Consider the following 16,435-nt stretch of genomic DNA (forward strand, 5'->3'; position numbering starts at 1 on the left):
AACAGGGGAGGCCGACATGGGCGAACACCTCTGGTACATCCCGAACACGGTCGAGGCCGGCCACCGCGGCGACGAGGTGCGCGAGGACTGGGACACGCTCGACCACTCGACCGAGCTCGCGCTCGCGGTCGAGCGGCACGGCTGGGCCGGCGCGCTGCTCGGCACCGGCTGGGGCCGGCCCGACACCTTCACGGTGGCGGCGGCTCTGGCCGCCCGCACCACCACCTTCAAGCCGCTGATCGCGGTGCGGCCCGGCTACTGGCACCCGGCGAACTTCGCCGCGGCCTCGGCCACCCTCGACCGGCTCAGCCGGGGCCGGGTGCTGGTCAACGTGGTCAGCGGCCTGGACGACCCGGCGGCCTACGGCGACGGTGAGTTCGACCAGTCCCGCCGCTACGCGCGCACCCTGGAGTTCCTGCGACTGGTGCGCCGGCTGTGGGGCGAGGACGGGGTGACCTTCCACGGCGAGCACTACCGGGTGACGGACTCCACGCTCCGGCCCCGCCCGTGGGGCGCCGAGGAGGGGCGCCACCCGCCGCTGTACTTCGGCGGTGCGAGCCCGGCCGCCGAGGAGGTGGCGGCGCGCGAGGCCGACGTCCAACTGTTCTGGGGCGAGCCGCTGGACGGCGTGGCCGAGCGGATCGCCCGGCTCCGTGCCCTCGGCGAGCGCCTCGAACGCCCGCACCCGCCCCTGGAGTTCGGGCTGCGAGTGACCACCGTGGTGCGGGACACCAGCGAGCAGGCCTGGCGCGCGGCCGAGCAGAAGGTGGCCCGGATGGCGCGGCAGGGCGCGCACGACCCGGAGGCGGCGCAGCGCCGCGGTGCGGTCGGCCAGCGCCGCCTGCTCGACCTGGTGGACCGGGGCGAGGTGCTGGACAGCTGCCTCTACACCGCGCCGGGCCGCTACGGCGGGGCGGGGGCCGGCAGCACCTGGCTGGTCGGCTCCGCCCGGGAGGTCGCCGACGCGCTGCTGCGCTACCGCGAGCTCGGGGTGACGCACTTCGTGCTCTCCGACACGCCCTACCAGCGGGAGATCGCCCGGATCGGCGACCAACTGCTGCCGCTGCTCAGGAAGTTCGAGCCGAGGTGAGACTACGCGGGCGGTGCGCCGGGCGTGCGCAGCAGGTGGAACGAGCTGGTCTGCCGCAGCGTGAAGCCGATCGACTCGTACAGCCGGATCGCCCCGGTGTTCGTGCCGGCCGTGTGCAGGAACGGCGTGTCGCCGCGTTCCCTGATCCCGGCGGCGACGGCGCGGACCAGCCGGGTGGCCAGGCCCCGGCCGCGGTGCTCCGGATCCGTGCAGACGGCGCTGATCTCGGTCCAGCCGGGCGGGCGCACCCGCTCGCCGGCCATGGCGATCAGTCGGCCGTCCTGCCGGATGCCGAGGTAGCCGCCCAGCTCGACGGTGCGCGGCAGGAACGGCCCCGGCCGGGTGCGGGCGACCAGGTCGAGCATCTCGGGCACGTCCGCCGCCCCGAGCCGGACCGCCTCCGGGTCGGGCTCGGCCCGCAGCGCGGTGTCGACCAGCTGCACGAGCCGGCCCGACTCCTCGATCCGCCAGTCGGCGGACGGCGGGGTGATCTCCCCGCCGACGGAGGTCAGGTTGCCCGGCCCGACCAGGGCCGCGAGGTCCGCCCAGGCGCGCGGATCGGCCGGGTCGGCGAGCGCGGTGATCGGCGAGACGTCGGCGCGGTAGCGGGCGGCCAGGCCGACCCGCTCGGCGAACCGGAGGTGCGGGCCGGTGAGCGCGGCCCAGGCGGGGTTGTCGAGCGGGTGGGGCGCGATCCCGCCGGCGGTCGGCTGAGGCTGCGACGGCTGCGGCGGGTGGACGCTGGTGGACATGGTCGGGAGGTCTCCCATCGGGACGTTCGAGCAAAGCTAGGAGCCCTGCGCGGCGGATGTCAACGACCGCCCGGAGCATGAGATCCACGACCCTCACGCCGTGTCAACCCCGGTCCGGAGTGCGTCGGTTGACGAGCAGTGACGCACGGGACCGGCGTGGCGCCACGATGATCGTCCGTCATCCGGCGGGGATTGTGCCGGACGACACTGTCGGGTTACGGTGCATCAAGGTCATGAGTGTCAGCGTCAAGCCCTGGCTTGCTGACCGGCAACCCTCCCACGCGGCGGGGTGCCCCAGGTGAGGACCGGGCGGTGCCGAACGGCGGCACCGCAAGCGCGAGTTCGAAACGGTGCGACCCGAAGGGGGACGGAGATGACGGGAGTGCGACAGGCCCTCGCGCTGCGGACCGCCCCGGTCACCGTCAAGGCCCGCTGCCGGGTCACCACGTCGTACGCGCGGCTCCACATAGACCTGCAGCGCGTGACCACCGCACTCTGTCCCGCCTCCTAGCGCCTCGCGCCGTGCGGCCCACCGCAGTGCCGCGCTCCGCCGTCTGACCCGGGTCACCGCACCTCCTCCGTCCTGACCGCACCGGCCCCGGCCGGCAGCCGTGTCGGGCGTGCCGCGTCCCGCCCCGTCAACGACCACCTCTTCGACCCGGAAGCGGTTCCCCATGCCCGAAACCCCAGAACCCCTGCACCTGGCCGTCGCCCTCGACGGCGCCGGCTGGCACCCGGCCGCCTGGCGCGAGCCCGACGCCCGGCCCGAGGCCCTGTTCACCGCGCGCTACTGGGCCGACCTGGTCGCGGAGGCCGAGCACGGCCTGCTGGACCTGGTGACCATCGAGGACTCGCTCAGCCTCCAGTCCACCCACCCCTTCCGCCCCGACGGGCGCACCGACCAGGTGCGCGGCCGGCTGGACGCGGTGCTGATCGCCGCCCGGATCGCGCCGCTGACCAGCCACATCGGCCTGGTCCCGACCGCGGTGGCGACCCACACCGAGCCGTTCCACCTCTCCAAGGCGATCGCCACGCTCGACCACGTCAGCGGCGGCCGGGCCGGCATCCGGCTCAAGGTGTCCGGCCGGGTCGACGAGGCCGCCCACTTCGGCCGCCGCACCGTGCCCGAGCTGCGGATCGAGGACCTGGACACGCCGGTCGGGCAGGAGCTGCTGCGCGACCTCTTCGGCGAGGCCGAGGATTACACCGAGGTGCTGCGCCGGCTCTGGGACAGCTGGGAGGACGACGCGGAGATCCGCGACGTGGCCACCGGCCGCTTCGTCGACCGCGCGAAGCTGCACTACATCGACTTCGAGGGCCGCCGGTTCAGCGTGCGCGGCCCGTCCATCACCCCGCGTCCGCCGCAGGGCCAGCCGGTGGTCGCCGCCCTGGCGCACCGCGGCGAGCCGTTCCGGCTGGTCGGCCGCTCGGCCGACCTCGGCTTCACCACCCCGCAGGACGCCGCGGACGCCCGGGCGATCGTCGCCGAGATCCGCGCCGCCCAGGCCGCCGCCGGCCGCGCCGAGCAGCCCCTGCACGTCTTCGGCGACCTGGTGGTCTTCCTCGACGAGCAGCCCGGCGCCGCCGCCGACCGCAAGCTGCGGCTGGACCGGCTGGCGGGCACCGGGTACACCAGCGACGCCCGGGTCTTCACCGGCACGCCCGCCCAACTCGCCGACCTGCTCCAGGAATGGCAGCAAGCCGGGCTCACCGGCTTCCGCCTGCGCCCCGGCGCCCTGCCGCACGACCTGACCGGGATCACCCGAGGCCTGGTGCCCGAGCTCCAGCGCCGCGGGGCCTTCCGCACCGCCTACGAGGCCGGCACCCTGCGCGGGCTGCTCGGTCTGCCCCGCCCCGCCAACCGTTACGCCGGCGTTGCTGCTGGAGCAGCCGGTGCTGCCGCTGCCGCCGACCTCGTCGGAGCCGAAGGAGCCACCGCGCGATGAGCAAGCCCGTCAAGCAGATCCACCTCGCCGCGCACTTCCCCGGCGTCAACAACACCACGGTGTGGAGCGACCCGGCGGCCGGCAGCCAGATCGACTTCAGCTCCTTCGTCCACCTCGCCCGCACCGCCGAGCGCGCCAAGTTCGACTTCCTGTTCCTGGCCGAGGGCCTGCGGCTGCGCGAGCAGAACGGTGAGATCTACGACCTGGACGTGGTCGGCCGGCCCGACACCTTCACCGTGCTGGCCGCCCTCGCCGCCGTCACCGACCGGCTCGGCCTGGCCGGCACCATCAACTCCACCTTCAACGAACCCTACGAGGTGGCACGGCAGTTCGCCTCACTGGACCACCTCTCGGCCGGCCGCGCCGCCTGGAACGTGGTCACCTCCTGGGACGCCTTCACCGGCGAGAACTTCCGCCGCGGCGGCTTCCTCGCGCAGCCGGACCGCTACGACCGCGCCCGGCAGTTCCTCACCGCCACCTGGGAGCTGTTCGACTCCTGGCGCGGCGACGAGATCGTGGCGGACAAGGAGAGCGGGGTCTTCCTGCGCGAGCCGCACCCGGGCCGGTTCGACCACCACGTCAGCCAGTTCGACATCACCGGCCGCTTCGACGTGCCGCGCAGCCCGCAGGGCGGACCGGTGATCTTCCAGGCCGGCGACTCCGAGGCCGGCCGCGAGTTCGCCGCCTCGGCGGCCGACGCGATCTTCAGCCGGCACGGCACCCTGGAGGCCGGCCGGGCCTTCTACGCCGACGTCAAGGGCCGGCTGGCCCGCTACGGCCGCTCCCACGACGAGCTGAAGATCCTGCCCGGCGTCACCTTCGTGCTCGGCGACACCGACGCCGACGCGCAGGAGCGGGCCGACCTGATCCGCCGTCAGCAGGTCAGCGGCCAGACCGCGATCCGGCTGCTGGAACAGCTGTGGAACCGCGACCTGAGCGACCACGACCCCGACGGACCGCTGCCCGCGATCGACCCGCTGGTCGGCGAGCACACCGTCGCCCAGGGCCGGGCCTCGGTCCGCCACCACCGCGACCCGCTGGAGGTCGCCGCCGAGTGGCGGGCCATCGCCGAGGCGAAGAAGCTCTCCACCCGCGAGCTCATCATCGAGGTGACGGGCCGTCAGACCTTCATCGGCACCCCGGCCCGGATCGCCGAGCAGCTCAACGAGTTCGTCCAGACCGACGCGAGCGACGGCTTCATCCTGGTGCCGCACCTGACCCCGGGCGGCCTCGACGAGTTCGCCGACACCGTCGTCCCGCTGCTCCAGGAACGCGGGGTGTTCCGCACCGAGTACGCGGGGGAGACCCTGCGCGACCACCTCGGGCTCGGCGCCCGCCGCCCGGCCCGCGGCACGGTGGAGGTGCACTCGTGAAGTTCCTCGCCATCACCCTGATCGTGCACGCGCCGGACCCGGTCACCGGTGAACTGGGGTCCACCCAGAAGCGGTTCCGGGAGGTCATCGACAGCGCGCTGCTCGCCGAGGAGCTCGGCTTCGACGGCTTCGGCGTCGGCGAGCGCCACGAGCGCCCGTTCATCTCCTCCTCGCCGCCCGTGGTGCTCAGCCACCTCGCCGCCCTGACCCGCCGGATCCGGCTCTTCACGGCGGTGACCACGCTCAGCCTGCTCGACCCCGTCCGCGCCTACGAGGACTACGCCACCCTCGACCACCTCTCCCAGGGTCGACTGGAACTGATCATCGGCAAGGGCAACGGCGCCGCCCAGCGCGAGCTCTTCCAGGTCAGCCCCGAGGAGCAGTGGGACCGCAACGCCGAGTCCTACGAGCTGTTCCGGCGGATCTGGCGGCAGGACAAGGTGACCTACGCCCCGCACTACCGACCGGAGTTGACCGAGGCCGAGGTGTGGCCCCGGCCGTTCCAGCAGCCCGTCCGGGTCTGGCACGGCAGCGCGACCAGCCGCGAGTCGGTGGAGCTCGCCGCCCGCTACGGCGACCCGCTGTTCTCCGCCAACGTCACCAACCCGATCGAGCCCTACGCCGAACTCGTGCGCCACTACCGCGAGCGCTGGGCCCACCACGGCCACGACCCGGCCCTGGCCACGGTCGGCGCGGGCACCGCCGGCTACTACGCGGCGCCCACCTCGCAGCAGGCACTCGCCGACTACCGGCCGGTCTTCGAAGGGCAGTTGGCCCTGCAGAAGCGACTCGGCCTGGACCCGGTCTTCCAGACCCTGGAGGACTTCGTCGAGCGCAGCTCCGCCCTGATCGGCAGCCCGCAACAGGTGATCGAGAAGGTGCACCGCTACCACGAGCAACTCGGCCACAGCGTCCTGCACCTGCACGCCGAAGCCTCCGGCCTCACCGACACCCAGCACCGGGACAGCCTGGAGCTGTTCCAGTCCGACATCGCCCCCACACTGCGCCGGGAGATCCCCGACCCGCCGTGGACGTGGGGCCCGGCCGCCACCCCCACCGCGCACTGACGAAGGAACCACCCCATGGCCGACACCCCGCTCACCGTCCTCGACCTCGTCCCGATATCCTCCGGCTCCGACGCGACCCAGGCCCTGCGCAACAGCATCGACCTGGCCCGGCAGGCCGAACAACTCGGCTACGCGCGCTACTGGTTCGCCGAGCACCACCTCAACCCCGGCGTCGCCGGCACCTCGCCCGCCGTCGTCCTCGCGCTCACCGCCGCCGCGACCTCCACCATCCGGCTCGGCGCCGGCGCCGTCCAACTGGGCCACCGCACCGCGCTCGCCACCGTCGAGGAGTTCGGGCTGCTGGACGCGCTGCACCCCGGCCGGTTCGACCTCGGCCTCGGCCGCTCCGGCGGCCGCTCCGCGCCGGGCAGCGCCCGGCAACCCGCCCTGGTCGGCGCGACGCCCGTGGTCGACGGCCGCACTCCCGGCGGCCTGCGGATCCCCGCCCGGTTCTCCTACGAGCAGCTGCTGCGGCACCCGCGCTTCGCCCTGCACCACAAGCTGCTCCAGCTGCCCGGCGCCGAATCCCAGCCCTACGACGAGCAGATCGCCGACATCCTGGCCCTGCTCGCCGGCACCTACACCACCGCCGACGGCACCGAGGCGCACGTCGTGCCCGGCGAGGGCGCCGCACTCCAGGTGTGGATCCTCGGCAGCAGCGGCGGCATCAGCGCCGAAGTGGCCGGCGAGCACGGCCTGCGGTTCGCCGCCAACTACCACGTCAGCCCCGCCACCGTGCTGGAGGCCGCCGAGGGCTACCGGGCCGCCTTCCAGCCCTCCGCCGAACTCGACCGCCCCCACGTCAGCGTCTCCGCCGACGTCGTGGTCGCCGAGGACGAGGCCACCGCCCGGGAACTCGCCACCGGCTACGCCCCGTGGGTGCGCAGCATCCGCAGCGGCGACGGCGCGATCCCGTTTCCCACCCCCGACGAGGCCCGCGCGCACCAATGGACCGAAGCCGACCGGGCGTTGGTCGCCGACCGGGTCGACACCCAGTTCGTCGGCACGCCCCGCCAGGTCGCCGACCAGCTGGAGACGCTGCGCGACGCCACCGGCGCGGACGAGCTGATCATCACCACCATCACCCACCGCCACCAGGACCGCGTGCGCTCCTACCAGCTCCTGGCCGAGGAATGGGGCCGGCGATGACCGCGATCCAGGAGGCCCGGCCGACCCTCGGCCCCGCCGAACTCCGGCACGCCTTCGGCACGTTCCCGACCGGCGTCACCGCCGTCGCCGCCCTGGCCGACGACGGCACACCGATCGGCCTGGCCGCCAGCTCGTTCACCTCCGTCTCCCTCGACCCGCCCCTGGCCTCGATCAACGTCGCCCACACCTCCACCACCTGGCCCCTGCTGCGCGACCGCGCCCGCCTGGGCATCAGCGTCCTCGCCGCCCACCAGGACCGCGCCTGCCGCCAGTTGGCCGCCCGCGACGGCGACCGCTTCGCCGGCCTGTCCTGGCGCGGCACCGCCGACGGTGCGGTGCTGATCGACGGCGCCAGCGCCTGGTTCGAGTGCGCCGTCGACCGGATCGTCCCGGCGGGCGACCACGACATCGTGCTGCTGCGGATCCACGACCTCGCCGCCGACCACGCGGTCCCGCCCCTGGTCTTCCAGGCGAGCCGCTTCCACCGGCTCGCAGGCCAGTGAGCTGAGACGGCCGGCCACGCCGAGTGGCACGGCGGCCTGGAGACGGTGGCCCGGTCGGCAACGCCGGCCAGGCCACCGTATTGCTCCGTGCAGGCAGCGGTCAGATGTCCGCCACCGAGTGCCCGATCTCGCGGGCGTAAGCAGCACTCGCCGCCAAGTCCAGCGCAGGCTCAAGCGCCGCGACCGTCCAGCGCGTCAGCGGGCTGCCCGCCAGGATCGCGGCTACGGCATCGCGATTGACGGGTCGTTCGTGGAAGCCCTCGGCATTCCTGCTGACGGCCTCCGTACTGCCGTCCGCGAGCACCCCGAACAGCCAACCCGCTCCGTCGGACTCGCCGTCGGCGAACACCACCGGCCCGCACTGCCACGCGGAGGCGCCGGCCTCGCGCCATGCGCACACCGTCGCCTCGAAGAACCCGTCGGACTGCAGCTCCGGGTCTGCCGGGTAGTGCGCCAACCCTGCCGGAAGTTCGTCCAGCAACCCGGGCCAATGGGCCCGGGGCCGCTCCCGCGCGGCATCGCTCTCGTAGGCGAAGCCGTAGAGGAGGACCCCGGCCGGATCGAAGACGATCCCGTACAGATCGCCGGAGCCGTCGTCCATCGTGGCCAGGTCCACCCCTGGGCGCCAGTTCGACTGGTAGTCATATCTCGGAGAGATTTCGGCGAGCATGAAGTCGAGCAGCGCCAGCGCCCGGCAGCGGGCCCGCAGGACGTCCGGCTCGGCCAACCTGGGCACCAAATCGTGAACGTTCATGGCGAGCATTGAACAGCACCCGACCCGAAAGACCGTCAGCCCCGGTTGACGGGATCTCTAGAGCTCGCCGCAGAGGAAGCTGGTCTGGGCAGTCGCGGTGTCGCCTGCGGAGTCCGTCACGGTGACCTCGACGGTCGTGTGCTGACCCAGGTTGCAGATGCCCCAACCGTCGTCAGGGCTCATGTAGCCACGGAAGGTGGCGTTGACCACGCCGCTGAAGGCGTAGGTGTAGCTGCCGGTGCCCCCGCTGGCCCAGGCGCTGCAGTCGAACTCGTCGACGTTCACCTTGCCCGGCATCAAGCCGTCGTCCGTGCAGGCTCCGGTCCCGAAGCCGGCGGTGAGCGTGGTGTCGGCGTGCGCCGGGGTGGCGACGCCGAAGGCGGCCAGTGCGAGGAGCAGCGGAGCGGCGAGGCGTGCGGCGGACCTGGTCATCGGACTCCCTCTTTTGGTCCGGGTACGGACGCAAGTTCCGTACACCAGTGGGTAGTTGGCGCTGACGAGCGCGAGTTGACTGTGCCTGGCAGGCCGGACCGGACTCAAGGTTGCCGTTTGTAAACTCGCGTAAAGCTACGGTCGAAGAAGTAGTCGGAGCTTCGGCGGGGGAGACCCGCTGTGATCCAACGGGCTTGCGCCAAAGCGGAGTCGGATCACGCCAAAGAGCCGCTCGGACGGTGATCGACGATGACGGCCCGGCGGCCGGGCTGCCAAGGTACCTGCCGCACAGTCCGCACTCCGGAAGGGACCCCCCATGCTGACGCTCAACCGCGTCCTCGGCACCTCACTCGCCGCCGGCGCACTACTCCTCGTCGGACTCGCCCCCGCCGCCTCCGCCCAGGCCGCCCCCGGCACCACCGGGGACTACTACGCCACCGGCTGGGCCTTCTACTCCCAGACCGCCGCCCTCAACAACGCCACCAACGCCGTCTACAACTACGCCAACACCCAGGGCTTCCCGTCCACCGAGTGCACCACGACCAGCCAGCAGCTCTGGCCCACCGTGGCAGTCGGCCAGCCGGTCCGCTGGAACGCCAAGGTCCAGATCCACTGCGCCGCCCCGTCGGCATAGCGGCGGAGCCACGTGTGCTGCCCCGGCCGGGGCAGCACACATCCGCACGCCGATCAGCGGGCGGGCAGATCACCGGCCTTGACGTCGGCGACGAAGGCCGACCACGCGTCAGAGCGGAAGACCAGCAAGGGTCCCGCCGAGTCCTTGGAGTCACGAACCGCCGTCCGCGCGGGCACATTCAGCGCCACCTCCACGCACTCGCCCTGCGAGCCGCTGTAGCTGCTCTTGCGGAAGTCGAAGACCGCGCGATTGCTCACCGATACTCCTTGATCGAATCACCCATCGAACCGACCACGCTGCCCGCAAGCTTCGCCGCCCTCACCGCGTGCACCTGCGTCAGGAAGCCCCGAACTCGCCCGCCTTGAGCCCTGCGACGAAGGTCGCCCACGACTTGGCAGGAAAGACGAGCGCCCCGCCGCTCGGGTCCTTGCTGTCCCGCACGGGGATGATGCCGGCGAAGCCGTCCGCGACCTCGACACAGTTGGTTTCGGTCCCGCTGAAGCTGCTCTTGAACCAGCGGCCATGGGGCAAGTCAGGGGCGGTCATCGCGTACCTCAATCTCATCACGTCGAGTGTTCGTGCAGCATTCGTTCCAGGAACTCCTGGGACTGCGCCGGGGCGAGGGCAGCCGCGCGGATGTGGTTGAACGCGAACTTGTAGCGGCTGACCTGCTGTTCGGTCTCCAAGTAGAGGGTACTCGTCATCGCCTCGATGAGGATCACGTCCTGTTCGTCCTGCTCTGGAAAGGACAGAGCGGTGAAGGCTCCTTCGACCCCTGGATGCGCGCCCACCTCGAACGGGAGCACCTGGAGCGTCACGCTGGGCTGGTCGCAGGCAAGCAGCAGGCGCTGTACCTGACCTCGCATCACTTCCGCGCCGCCGATCCTCTTGCGGAGCGCGCCTTCGCCGATGACGGCCCAGAGCTGTTGTGGATCTGCTGCCAAGAAGCGTGCCTGGCGCTCCATCCGGAGGCGAACTCGCTTTTCGACCTCCTCAGCTGACGATCCGGCGCGTCCGCCCTTCATGAGGCCTCGCACATAGTCTTCGGTTTGGAGTAGACCGGGGACCAGGATCGGCTCGTAACTCCGGATCTGGCTCGCCGATGCTTCCAGACTGAGGAACTCGGCCGTGGTCGGGGACAACACATCGTTGTAGACGTGCCACCAGCCGCGCTTCCGACTCTCCTTGGCGAGTCCGGTCAGCTGGTCACGGGTCTTGGCGTCCGTCACCCGGTAGAGGCTGAGCATCTCTCGCAGGTCGAGTGCTCGGACGCCGCTGCGGCCGTTCTCGATCCGGCCGATCTTGGAGGCGTGGCAGGACAGTTCGACACCCACCTGCTCTGCGGTCAAGCCCGCCTCCTCTCGAAGGCGACGTAGCTCCGCCCCGAGACGGCGGCGGCGCACGGTTGGACTCTGGTCTGCGGGCATGTCCGCACCTCCCTGACGATCGGGGATCAGTCTCCTCCCTCCCAACAGAGGAGATCCAACTTCCGTCAGCCTTTCGGGGACACTTCTGAAGTGCGGGTTGCACTTTAGGTGCGAGTGGGAGCAGGCTACCAACTGTTGAACACGTGTCACTTCAAGTGAGCATGTTGGTTCGTCAACTGGCCTTGCCCTGCCTGGCCTCGGCCGCTTGTGACTTCCCGGTGCTCACGGCGCTCACTTCATCCAGCCGCACTCAGTCGGGAGCTGCACCATGCCCGAAATGCCCAACGACCTCCTCGTCCTGCCACTCACCGCCACCTGCTGGCTCCCCCGCAGCAAGCGTGCGCCCGCCCTCGCGCGCCGGAGGCTGCGCGACCTGCTCGCGGGCGTGGCCGGCGGCCTCCGGTTCGTTGACGTCGGCGAGTTGCTCGTCAGTGAGCTCGTCACCAATGCCTGGCAGCACGGCACCGTCCCCGGTCAGCGGATCTGGGCCGGCTTCGAGGTCGACCACGAGCGGCTCTACATCGCCGTCGAGGACGCCAGTAGCACCGAGCCCCTGGTCCGCCCGATGACGATCGGTCAGGAGGCGGGCCGTGGCCTGCTGATCGTCGATCAGCTCGCTCGCGAGTGGGGTTGCAGCCCCCGTGAGGGCGTCGGCAAGAGGGTCTGGGCCGTTGTCGGCCCGACGCCCGGCGGTGCGGAGCCTGCGCAGTGACTGCCATGCCGCCTGCCGCCGAACCAGAACCCGTGCCGGTCGTCGTTGAATTGACCGGGGTCACCTTCCCGGCGGCCTTCCCCTGCCTGCCCGAGGCCCTCGCCGCCCTCTGGCGGGCGATGCAGGTCCTGCCGCTCGGTGACCTCCAGCATGACTGGTTCGGCTACTACCTCACCCGCGAGAACGCTGCCGACCACGTCGCACGCGCCTTGGCGCGGGACGGCGACCTCGCACTCTCCTTCGTCCTCCCCGGTTCCTCCCAGCAGCACTTGCTGCGCGTGTGGTGTGCGCCGTCCGTGGAACCGTAGACCCGACCTTCGTGGCGACGGCGCGGAACGCGGCCCCGGCGGTCATTCGGCCGCCTGGGCTCGGTGACCGCGGTGGTCGGCGTGCCGTCCTCATCCTGGCGCTTGGCGGGTGTGCTGTTCTCGACTGTGAGTCAGCAGCACTGGGCTCCGCGAGGATAGGTTCATCCGATGACCAACGAACCCGTTCGCCGTCTCACCGGGACCGAGTATGCCGACATCTGGAACCGCTTCGATGCGGAGTTCGGCTTCCGGCCCAGCATGTCCGTCTTCCCGGGGATCAAAGAGTCGGCGCCGTCGATCACTTGGAGTCTTGACGCGCTTGATGACGATCCCGGGTACCGGAAGCTCGATCGCCTGGTCGACGTCGTGCAGGACGGGCTCGCCGGTTGCAGTGAGCCGGGGGAGGGGCTGTGGGTGCTGGACTGGCAGCACACCTGTTACCGGGTCCGTCCGGATCTGCCGGTGGGGGACGTGTTCCTGCCTGCCGTGGTCGAGGGGCGCTCGCGGGCGGGGTGGCCGTTCGGGCCGTACCCGGATGGTGATTACACCGTCCATCTTGCGGAGGACCTTCGGTTCGGGACCTTCGGGCACCCGTGGGAGCACTCGCTCTGCGTGTTCGGTGCCGAGTTGCTGGCGGCGGTCCAGGACGACGTCCAGCAGGTCCTGAAGCGCGTCCTGCGCCGTGACGGTGTGGCTGCCGATTGAGGCGGGCCCTTTCCCGTGCCGCCCTACGCGCCGTCGGGCGGCGCCTCGACCAACCCGGCCGCGTCGAGCGCCGCGAGGGCGAGCTCCACTGACGCCGTGTCGGCCTCCGGCCTGACCCGGGCCGCCGCAGCAGTGAGCCCAGCCAGCGGCAGCGTGCCGTCGGCCAGGCGGTAGACGACAGCGCACAGTGGGCTCAACACGTGGCCCTGCTCGGCGCGTTCGTCGTAGACGGCCAGTCGGCCGTCCGGCAGCTCCAGTACGCGCACCTGGTCGCGGCGGGCGGTCGGGGTCATGGGGTGAACTGGTCGCGCAGGTCGGGGGCGACCAGCTCGATCTGGTTGGCCTGGGCGGCGATGACCGGGACGGTGCGGTAGCAGTCGGGTCGGGTCCAGCGGGCGAGGTACTGGTCGATGGCGGTGTTGCGCTGGATCCAGGTCGTCATCTCCTCGACGGTGTCGGGCAGTTCGTCGAGCAGACGAGTGAAGGCGCTCCGGTGGTAGGCGATGGCGTGGGTGGTGGTCACGCCGGTGACGGTCTCCAGGTGGTGGCAGCCCTCGGGGCGCGGGAAGGTCTTGCCCCAGTCGGCGCCGCCGAGGTAGAGCAACGACCACTCCCTCCCTTCGAGTTCGGCCAGCGCGCGGCGCAGCACCCAAACGGCGCCGGGGAGGAAGACGGCGTCGTCCTCCAGCACCAGCACGCTCTCCAGGCCGTCGATCCGGGCCTGCCGGATGGCCTCGCGGTGCGAGAGCGCGCAGCCGATGTGGTGGTTGGCGGCTGTGGCGAAGGCGGGTTGGCGGTGGACCTGTTCGGGGCGGATGCCCAGGGCGGCCAGCCGGCCCTCCATGGCCTGCCAGCGGTCCGGGCGCGCGTCGAGGTTGATGCAGGTGATGCCCCCGAAGGCGGTGAACGGGTTGTTCCGCTCAGCCCGGTAGTCGGCCAGGCCCTGTCGGACGAGGGCGCCGCCCACCAGGGAGGCGAAGTGTTCGAGGGCCTCGTCCGCGCTCTGGTCGAGTTCGTCGAACCCGATCAGGTAGTTGCGCAGGCGCTGGTACCAGTCCTGGGTGCGGGTGGTGGCGCCGGGTACGTCGAAGCGGTGGGTCCAGCGCAGGGCGGGCAGGCAGAGGGTGCGGCCGCCGGCGCGGCGGAACTTCTCCTGGAGGTGGCCCTCCTCGCCGCCGTGGCCGGCGAAGGCGGGGTTGAGGCCGGGCCAGGCGGCGGTCCGGCAGGCGAACACGCCCAGGCCCTGCATGCCGATCTCGAAGGGCGGCGCTGCGGGGTCGGTGCCGCGCGGGTCGGTGCCCCAGACCCCGTACATGCACTGCCGCCAGCGGGGCTCCCAGTGGGTGGACACCTTGCGCCCGTCCGGGGAGACCAGCGGGCCCTGGAGGAGGTCGTCGCTGTCGGGGTGCGCGTCGATGTGGTCCAGCAGTGCGGCCAGGGCGCCGGGCGGCAGTTGGACGTGCGAGTCGACGCACAGCACCCAGTCGGAGGCGGCCTCGCGGAAGATCCGGTCGCGGGCGGCGGTGCCCACCCGGCGGTCGTAGGGCACGTAGCGCAGCTGGGGGACCTGCTGCTCCAGCTGCTTCAGGGCCCAGGAGCGCGGGCCGGTGGGGTGGTTGTCGACGACCAGGATGTTGATCCGGTCGATGACCTCGGCGTGGTAGAGCAGCAGGCTCATCACGGTGAAGTACACGCCGTCGTAGTCGTCGTAGGTCGCCATGCCCACGGTGAGGGTGCGGTGTTCCTGGGCCGCTCCCGGGGCCGGGCGCTGCCGGAAGCGGTCGCCGGGCGCGGCCACCAGCTCGCGCAGCGCCGCCAGCCCGACCTCGTCGACCGTACCGACCTCGTCGACCTCGTCAGCCGTGCCTGCCGTGCCGACCGGATCCGTCGTCGTCATCGCTCGCTCCGACTCCCGGTCGCCGTCAGGGGGCGCTGCTCGCGCAGTCGGTGCCGATGGTGATCGCCCCGTGGGCCGAGGCCGTGGCGTGCACGCCGTCACCGACCAGCACGGCGTTGTAGCCGCTCAGCAGTTCCTGGACGGTGCCGGGGCCGAAGTTCTCCGAGGCGCTGATGCCCGCGCTGCCGTCGTAGCCGGTGTAGGCGGAGCCCAGCTTGCGGCCGTCGGTGGTGAAGAACTCGATCAGCGCGCCGACCAGCGGCCGGCCGGTGATGGCCTCGGTGGCGGTCGCGGAGAGGTTCTCCAGCTGCATCTGCGTGACGTTCAGCGTGGCCTGACTGGCCCCCAGGTGGGTCGGCACCAGGCTGGGGCAGTCGACCTCGCCGCAGACGGGCGGCTTGGCCATCGCGGGCGTGGCGGCGGAGGCGGTGATCACCCCGAGCGACACCGTGCTGATCGCGACGGTCGCGACCTTGGCGAACTTGCTTCCCGCGAATCCCATGTGGCCCGGCCTCCGTGCTGGATGACGCCCCGTCGGTTTGCTCGGTGTCATCTCAGCCGAACGGCCCACCGGGTCGCAGTCGGCAATCGGGACATAGCGGACTCCGGTCGCCCTCTTCGTCCCAATGGGTGACCACTGCGCTCGGAGCCGCGTTCGCCCACCGGCCCCACGTGCGGGACGGGTTCGCGGGCTGCCCGCCCAACCCGTCCCGCACGCCGCGCGGTTCGGTCAGACCGCCTTCGCCAGGGTCTCGAACTCCTCGTCCGACAGCTCGACCGAGGCGGCCGCGACGTTCTCCTCCAGGTGCGCGACCGACGACGTCCCCGGGATCGGCAGCATCACCGGCGAGCGCCGCAGCAGCCAGGCGAGCGCCAGCTGCGAGGGCGTCGCGCCGTGGTCGGCGCTGATCCCGGCCAGCGGACCGCCGGCGGCGGCCAGGGTGCCCGTGGCGATCGGGAACCACGGGATGAAGGCGAGGCCCTCGCGCTCGCAGTGGTCGAGGACGTCCTCGGAGCTGCGGTCGGCGAGGTTGTAGAGGTTCTGCACAGAGACGATCTCGGCGGTCGCGCGGGCCCGCTCGATCTCGGCCACCGACACCTGGGAGAGGCCGATGTGCCGGATCTTCCCCTCCTCCTGGAGCCGCACCAGCTCGCCCAGCGACTCCTCGACCGGCACCTGCGGGTCGATCCGGTGCAACTGGTAGAGGTCGATGCGCTCGACGCCGAGCTTGCGCAGGCTCGACTCGGCCTGCCGACGCAGGTAATCGGGCCGGCCGTTCGGCTCCCACCGGTCGGGGCCGGAGCGGGTGAAACCGCCCTTGGTGGCGATCACCAGGTCGGCCGCGTACGGGTGCAGCGCCCGCCGGATCAACTGCTCGCTCACGTCCGGCCCGTAGGAGTCCGCGGTGTCGATGAACGTCACCCCGAGCTCGACCGTGCGGCGCAGCACCCGCACGGCCTCCTCGGGGTCCTTCGGCTCGCCCCACACGTCGGGCCCGGTGATCCGCATGGCGCCGAACCCGAGCCGGTGCACCGGCAGGTCGCCACCGAGCGGGAAGGTGCCGGAGGCCGCCGCGGGGGCGGGAGTAGTACTCACAGAGGTTCCTCTTCCCACATGCCTTGACCGCGCTGGACGCACGGGGATCACGGCCGTCCGCCGCCGCAGCCGCGGGCCGGCCACCAGGC

General features: G+C 71.9%; 21 protein-coding genes and 1 riboswitch. Of the genes, 11 read left to right on the top strand and 10 right to left on the bottom strand.

Annotated elements, in window-relative coordinates; genetic code table 11:
• Nucleotides 1-16 precede the first annotated feature (16 nt).
• Nucleotides 17-1,090 carry an LLM class flavin-dependent oxidoreductase gene (locus FHX73_RS37985; RefSeq protein WP_145910600.1) on the top strand — a complete coding sequence of 358 codons (1,074 nt, stop codon included), beginning with the start codon at nucleotides 17-19 and terminating at the stop codon, nucleotides 1,088-1,090.
• 2 nt (nucleotides 1,091-1,092) lie between these two features.
• Here the strand turns inward: FHX73_RS37985 and FHX73_RS37990 are convergent, their stop codons facing one another.
• The gene (locus FHX73_RS37990) at nucleotides 1,093-1,842 is read right to left on the bottom strand and encodes a GNAT family N-acetyltransferase (protein WP_145910601.1); all 750 of its coding nucleotides are present in this window, start codon (nucleotides 1,840-1,842) and stop codon (nucleotides 1,093-1,095) included.
• A gap of 229 nt (nucleotides 1,843-2,071) precedes the next feature.
• A riboswitch (SAM riboswitch) is annotated at nucleotides 2,072-2,185 on the top strand.
• Between the two features lie 30 nt (nucleotides 2,186-2,215).
• Between FHX73_RS37990 and FHX73_RS45205 the strand changes: the two genes are divergently transcribed.
• The 6 genes from FHX73_RS45205 to FHX73_RS38015 all read left to right on the top strand — a co-directional run bounded on the left by FHX73_RS45205 (nucleotide 2,216) and on the right by FHX73_RS38015 (nucleotide 7,880).
• On the top strand, nucleotides 2,216-2,353 hold the full coding sequence (locus FHX73_RS45205; RefSeq protein ID WP_170305262.1) for a putative leader peptide: 138 nt from the start codon (nucleotides 2,216-2,218) through the stop codon (nucleotides 2,351-2,353).
• Between the two features lie 163 nt (nucleotides 2,354-2,516).
• Nucleotides 2,517-3,788, top strand: a complete 1,272-nt coding sequence (locus FHX73_RS37995) for an LLM class flavin-dependent oxidoreductase (RefSeq protein ID WP_145910602.1) — start codon at nucleotides 2,517-2,519, stop codon at nucleotides 3,786-3,788.
• Nucleotides 3,785-5,161 carry an NtaA/DmoA family FMN-dependent monooxygenase gene (locus tag FHX73_RS38000; protein ID WP_145910603.1) on the top strand — a complete coding sequence of 459 codons (1,377 nt, stop codon included), beginning with the start codon at nucleotides 3,785-3,787 and terminating at the stop codon, nucleotides 5,159-5,161. The genes FHX73_RS37995 and FHX73_RS38000 overlap by 4 nt, the downstream gene beginning before the upstream one ends.
• On the top strand, nucleotides 5,158-6,228 hold the full coding sequence (locus FHX73_RS38005; RefSeq protein ID WP_145910604.1) for an LLM class flavin-dependent oxidoreductase: 1,071 nt from the start codon (nucleotides 5,158-5,160) through the stop codon (nucleotides 6,226-6,228). The genes FHX73_RS38000 and FHX73_RS38005 overlap by 4 nt, the downstream gene beginning before the upstream one ends.
• Nucleotides 6,229-6,243: 15 nt before the next feature.
• Nucleotides 6,244-7,377: an LLM class flavin-dependent oxidoreductase gene (locus FHX73_RS38010; protein WP_145910605.1), complete on the top strand. Its 1,134-nt coding sequence runs from the start codon at nucleotides 6,244-6,246 to the stop codon at nucleotides 7,375-7,377.
• Nucleotides 7,374-7,880, top strand: coding sequence for a flavin reductase family protein (locus FHX73_RS38015; RefSeq protein WP_246214140.1), 507 nt, complete (start codon nucleotides 7,374-7,376; stop codon nucleotides 7,878-7,880). Before FHX73_RS38010 ends, FHX73_RS38015 begins: the two co-directional genes overlap by 4 nt.
• A gap of 100 nt (nucleotides 7,881-7,980) precedes the next feature.
• Here the strand turns inward: FHX73_RS38015 and FHX73_RS38020 are convergent, their stop codons facing one another.
• Nucleotides 7,981-8,643 (bottom strand): hypothetical protein, encoded by a 663-nt coding sequence (locus FHX73_RS38020; protein WP_145910607.1) that lies wholly within the window; start codon nucleotides 8,641-8,643, stop codon nucleotides 7,981-7,983.
• Nucleotides 8,644-8,691: 48 nt separating this feature from the next.
• Complete coding sequence (locus tag FHX73_RS38025; protein WP_145910608.1) at nucleotides 8,692-9,066, bottom strand: hypothetical protein; 375 nt, start codon at nucleotides 9,064-9,066, stop codon at nucleotides 8,692-8,694.
• 316 nt (nucleotides 9,067-9,382) lie between these two features.
• On the opposite strand from FHX73_RS38025, the gene FHX73_RS45210 reads away from it, so the two are divergent.
• A complete protein-coding gene (locus tag FHX73_RS45210; protein WP_170305263.1) occupies nucleotides 9,383-9,700 on the top strand; it encodes a hypothetical protein in 318 nt (105 codons plus the stop codon).
• Between the two features lie 53 nt (nucleotides 9,701-9,753).
• Here the strand turns inward: FHX73_RS45210 and FHX73_RS38035 are convergent, their stop codons facing one another.
• The 3 genes from FHX73_RS38035 to FHX73_RS38045 form a co-directional block, all read right to left on the bottom strand.
• Entirely contained in the window at nucleotides 9,754-9,957 is a 204-nt protein-coding gene (locus FHX73_RS38035) for a DUF397 domain-containing protein (RefSeq protein WP_145910609.1), read from the bottom strand.
• 79 nt (nucleotides 9,958-10,036) lie between these two features.
• Entirely contained in the window at nucleotides 10,037-10,246 is a 210-nt protein-coding gene (locus FHX73_RS38040; protein WP_145910610.1) for a DUF397 domain-containing protein, read from the bottom strand.
• Nucleotides 10,247-10,263: 17 nt separating this feature from the next.
• On the bottom strand, nucleotides 10,264-11,127 hold the full coding sequence (locus tag FHX73_RS38045) for a helix-turn-helix domain-containing protein (protein WP_145910611.1): 864 nt from the start codon (nucleotides 11,125-11,127) through the stop codon (nucleotides 10,264-10,266).
• A gap of 277 nt (nucleotides 11,128-11,404) precedes the next feature.
• Between FHX73_RS38045 and FHX73_RS38050 the strand changes: the two genes are divergently transcribed.
• The 3 genes from FHX73_RS38050 (at nucleotide 11,405) to FHX73_RS38060 (ending at nucleotide 12,852) form a co-directional block, all read left to right on the top strand.
• Nucleotides 11,405-11,839, top strand: coding sequence for an ATP-binding protein (locus FHX73_RS38050; protein WP_170305264.1), 435 nt, complete (start codon nucleotides 11,405-11,407; stop codon nucleotides 11,837-11,839).
• Nucleotides 11,840-11,871: 32 nt separating this feature from the next.
• Nucleotides 11,872-12,147, top strand: a complete 276-nt coding sequence (locus tag FHX73_RS38055) for a hypothetical protein (RefSeq protein ID WP_145910613.1) — start codon at nucleotides 11,872-11,874, stop codon at nucleotides 12,145-12,147.
• Nucleotides 12,148-12,315: 168 nt separating this feature from the next.
• Nucleotides 12,316-12,852: a DUF2716 domain-containing protein gene (locus FHX73_RS38060; protein WP_145910614.1), complete on the top strand. Its 537-nt coding sequence runs from the start codon at nucleotides 12,316-12,318 to the stop codon at nucleotides 12,850-12,852.
• A gap of 23 nt (nucleotides 12,853-12,875) precedes the next feature.
• Here the strand turns inward: FHX73_RS38060 and FHX73_RS38065 are convergent, their stop codons facing one another.
• The 4 genes from FHX73_RS38065 to FHX73_RS38080 all read right to left on the bottom strand — a co-directional run bounded on the left by FHX73_RS38065 (nucleotide 12,876) and on the right by FHX73_RS38080 (nucleotide 16,346).
• Complete coding sequence (locus tag FHX73_RS38065; protein WP_145910615.1) at nucleotides 12,876-13,145, bottom strand: hypothetical protein; 270 nt, start codon at nucleotides 13,143-13,145, stop codon at nucleotides 12,876-12,878.
• Nucleotides 13,142-14,749, bottom strand: coding sequence for a glycosyltransferase (locus FHX73_RS38070; RefSeq protein WP_145910616.1), 1,608 nt, complete (start codon nucleotides 14,747-14,749; stop codon nucleotides 13,142-13,144). Before FHX73_RS38070 ends, FHX73_RS38065 begins: the two co-directional genes overlap by 4 nt.
• A 25-nt stretch (nucleotides 14,750-14,774) precedes the next feature.
• Nucleotides 14,775-15,251 (bottom strand): hypothetical protein, encoded by a 477-nt coding sequence (locus FHX73_RS38075; RefSeq protein WP_145910617.1) that lies wholly within the window; start codon nucleotides 15,249-15,251, stop codon nucleotides 14,775-14,777.
• Nucleotides 15,252-15,479: 228 nt separating this feature from the next.
• A complete protein-coding gene (locus FHX73_RS38080; RefSeq protein WP_145910618.1) occupies nucleotides 15,480-16,346 on the bottom strand; it encodes an aldo/keto reductase in 867 nt (288 codons plus the stop codon).
• Nucleotides 16,347-16,435: the final 89 nt, after the last annotated feature.

The sequence above is a fragment of the Kitasatospora viridis genome (assembly GCF_007829815.1).
Classification (GTDB): domain Bacteria; phylum Actinomycetota; class Actinomycetes; order Streptomycetales; family Streptomycetaceae; genus Kitasatospora; species Kitasatospora viridis.

Bases quoted from the DNA above. Each gene is read 5' to 3' on its own strand.
- FHX73_RS37985 (WP_145910600.1), top strand. From the start codon at position 17: ATGGGCGAACACCTCTGGTACATCCCGAACACGGTCGAGGCCGGCCAC.
- FHX73_RS37990 (WP_145910601.1), bottom strand. From the start codon at position 1,842: ATGTCCACCAGCGTCCACCCGCCGCAGCCGTCGCAGCCTCAGCCGACC.
- FHX73_RS45205 (WP_170305262.1), top strand. From the start codon at position 2,216: ATGACGGGAGTGCGACAGGCCCTCGCGCTGCGGACCGCCCCGGTCACC.
- FHX73_RS37995 (WP_145910602.1), top strand. From the start codon at position 2,517: ATGCCCGAAACCCCAGAACCCCTGCACCTGGCCGTCGCCCTCGACGGC.
- FHX73_RS38000 (WP_145910603.1), top strand. From the start codon at position 3,785: ATGAGCAAGCCCGTCAAGCAGATCCACCTCGCCGCGCACTTCCCCGGC.
- FHX73_RS38010 (WP_145910605.1), top strand. From the start codon at position 6,244: ATGGCCGACACCCCGCTCACCGTCCTCGACCTCGTCCCGATATCCTCC.
- FHX73_RS38015 (WP_246214140.1), top strand. From the start codon at position 7,374: ATGACCGCGATCCAGGAGGCCCGGCCGACCCTCGGCCCCGCCGAACTC.
- FHX73_RS38020 (WP_145910607.1), bottom strand. From the start codon at position 8,643: ATGCTCGCCATGAACGTTCACGATTTGGTGCCCAGGTTGGCCGAGCCG.
- FHX73_RS38025 (WP_145910608.1), bottom strand. From the start codon at position 9,066: ATGACCAGGTCCGCCGCACGCCTCGCCGCTCCGCTGCTCCTCGCACTG.
- FHX73_RS45210 (WP_170305263.1), top strand. From the start codon at position 9,383: ATGCTGACGCTCAACCGCGTCCTCGGCACCTCACTCGCCGCCGGCGCA.
- FHX73_RS38040 (WP_145910610.1), bottom strand. From the start codon at position 10,246: ATGACCGCCCCTGACTTGCCCCATGGCCGCTGGTTCAAGAGCAGCTTC.
- FHX73_RS38045 (WP_145910611.1), bottom strand. From the start codon at position 11,127: ATGCCCGCAGACCAGAGTCCAACCGTGCGCCGCCGCCGTCTCGGGGCG.
- FHX73_RS38050 (WP_170305264.1), top strand. From the start codon at position 11,405: ATGCCCAACGACCTCCTCGTCCTGCCACTCACCGCCACCTGCTGGCTC.
- FHX73_RS38060 (WP_145910614.1), top strand. From the start codon at position 12,316: ATGACCAACGAACCCGTTCGCCGTCTCACCGGGACCGAGTATGCCGAC.
- FHX73_RS38065 (WP_145910615.1), bottom strand. From the start codon at position 13,145: ATGACCCCGACCGCCCGCCGCGACCAGGTGCGCGTACTGGAGCTGCCG.
- FHX73_RS38070 (WP_145910616.1), bottom strand. From the start codon at position 14,749: ATGACGACGACGGATCCGGTCGGCACGGCAGGCACGGCTGACGAGGTC.
- FHX73_RS38075 (WP_145910617.1), bottom strand. From the start codon at position 15,251: ATGGGATTCGCGGGAAGCAAGTTCGCCAAGGTCGCGACCGTCGCGATC.